The organism is Caulobacter sp. P1_B12_2 (assembly GCF_056406675.1).
Genome location: NZ_JBFTZS010000563.1, coordinates 1 through 2616, shown reverse-complemented (window position 1 = coordinate 2616; position 2616 = coordinate 1). Strand labels below are relative to the sequence as shown.

Sequence of the window (2616 nt, the reverse complement as noted above, 5' to 3'; positions counted from 1 at the left end):
GACATACAGAAACCCCAGGAGCGACAGGGCGTCGCAGGCCTTCAGCCGCGCTGAACAGCGGCCAGCTGGGCCGTTCGGGCTCGGCCCAGGTCACCCTGAAGCTGGAGGACGGCTCGACCTATCCCGTCCCGGGCCGCCTGGAGTTCTCGGACGTCACCGTCGATCCGACCACCGGCTCGGTCGGCCTGCGCGCCACCTTCGACAACCCCAACGGCGTGCTGCTGCCGGGCATGTACGTCCGCGCCGTGCTCGGCGCCGGCGTGGCCAACAGCGGCATGCTGATCCCGCAGGCGGCGGTCAGCCGCGACCCCAAGGGCAACGCCACCGTGATGGTGGTCGGCGCCAAGGGCGCGGCCGAGCCCCGCCAGATCGTCACCACCCAGACGGTGGGCGACAAATGGCTGGTCAGCTCGGGCCTGAAGCCCGGCGACCAGGTCATCGTCGAAGGCCTGCAGAAGGTCCGCCCTGGCGCCCCGGTGAAGCCGGCCGTCATCACCGCCCCCGCTGCTCAGTAAGGCCGGCCGCTCATGCTTTCCCGCTTCTTCATCGACCGGCCGATCTTCGCGTGGGTCGTCGCGATCGTCATCATGCTGGCGGGGGCCCTGGCCATCCGCAGCCTGCCGATCGCCCAGTATCCCGAAATCGCCCTGCCCCAGGTCTCGGTCAGCGCCTTCTATCCCGGCGCCTCGGCCAAGACCGTCGAGGACAGCGTCACCCAGGTCATCGAACAGAAGATGAAGGGCCTGGACGGCCTGGACTACATGTCGTCGACCAGCGACAGCTCGGGCGCGGCGTCCACCACCCTGACCTTCAAGGCCGGCACCGACATCGACATCGCCCAGGTGCAGGTCCAGAACAAGCTGCAGACCGCCACCGCCCTCCTGCCGCAGGAAGTGCAGCAGCAAGGCCTGACCGTGGCCAAGTCGGCGCGCAACTTCCTGCTGATCGTCGGCATGTATTCGGATGATCCGAAGAGCACCAACACCGACCTGGCCGACTACATCGCCAGCAATCTGCAAGACCCCCTGAGCCGCGTCGACGGCGTGGGCGAGGTCCAGCTGTTCGGCGCGCAATACGCCATGCGCGTCTGGCTGGATCCGACCAAGCTGGCCAGCTACAGCCTGACCCCCGCCGACGTGATCGCCGCCATCCGGGCCCAGAACGCCCAGGTCTCGGCCGGTCAGCTGGGCGGCGTGCCCAACCTGCCGGGCATCGGCCTGAACGCCACGATCACGGCGCAGTCGCGCCTGAGCACCCCGGCCGAGTTCCAGAACATCATCGTCAAGAACAGCGCCGGCGGCGCCATCGTCCACCTGCGCGACGTCGCCCGCGTGGAGCTGGGCGCGGAAAGCTACGGCTTCGGCGCCAAGTACAACGGCAAGCCCGCCGCCGGCCTGGCCATCCGCCTGGCCCCCGGCGCCAACGCGCTGAACACCGCCGACGCCATCAAGGCGCGGATGACCGTGCTGGAGAAGAACTTCCCGGCCAACTTCCGGTACGTGATCCCTTACGACTCCACGCCGTTCGTGAAGCTGTCGATCGAGGAAGTCGTCAAGACCCTGATCGAAGCCATCGTGCTGGTCTTCATCGTCATGTTCCTGTTCCTGCAGAACTGGCGCGCGACCCTGATCCCGACCATCGCCGTGCCGGTCGTCCTGCTGGGCACCTTCGGGGTGCTGGCCGCCTTTGGCTACTCGATCAACACCCTGACCATGTTCGGCCTGGTCCTGGCCATCGGCCTGCTGGTCGATGACGCCATCGTCGTGGTCGAGAACGTCGAACGGGTGATGAGCGAAGAAGGGCTGTCGCCCGTCGAGGCCACCCGCAAGTCGATGAACGAGATCACCGGCGCCCTGATCGGCATCGCGCTGGTCCTGGCCGCGGTGTTCGTGCCCATGGCCTTCTTCGGCGGCTCGCAGGGCGTGATCTATCGTCAGWTCTCGATCACCATCGTCTCGGCCATGGGCCTGTCGGTGCTGGTCGCCCTGATCCTGACCCCGGCCCTCTGCGCCACCCTGCTCAAGCCGGTCAGCCGGGGCCATGGCGAGCCTCTCAACACCGATCACCAGGGGCCGCTGGGCGCCGTGGTGAACCTCGGCAACCGCTTCTTCAACTGGTTCAACCGCAACTTCAACGACGTCAGCGGGCGCTATCAGGGCACGGTGCGCGGCCTGCTGGGCAAGAGCGGCCGCTGGATGCTGGCCTATGGCGTGATCATCCTGGTGATGGGCTTCCTGTTCATCCGGCTGCCCAGCGCCTTCCTGCCCGAGGAAGACCAGGGCACGATGTTCACCATCGTTCAGCTGCCGCCCGGCGCGCCGGAGGAACGCACCCAGGCCGTGCTCGACACCGTGCGAAACCACTTCCTGGTCGACGAGAAGGACTCCGTGCAGGCCGTCTTCACCGTCGCCGGCTTCAGCTTCGCCGGCGCCGGCCAGAACGCCGGCCTGGCCTTCATCCGCCTGAAGGACTTCGACGAACGCAAGGCCGCCGACCGCAAGGCTCAGGCCGTCGCCGGCCGGGCCATGGGCAAGTTCATGCTGATCCGCGACGCCATGGTCTTCGCGATCGTGCCGCCGGCCGTGCCGGAACTGGGCACCTTGCTCGACTTGTAGG

General features: G+C 67.6%; 1 protein-coding gene and 1 pseudogene. Both read left to right on the top strand.

Features of this window, described 5'->3' with window-relative positions; genetic code table 11:
- Positions 1–515, top strand: a 515-nt coding sequence (locus tag AC1DZ6_RS23270; RefSeq protein WP_477099482.1) for an efflux RND transporter periplasmic adaptor subunit, incomplete at its 5' end; no start/stop codon positions are given.
- 12 nt (positions 516–527) lie between these two features.
- Positions 528–2597: pseudogene (locus tag AC1DZ6_RS23265) on the top strand (efflux RND transporter permease subunit); the annotation flags it as partial.
- Positions 2598–2616: the final 19 nt, after the last annotated feature.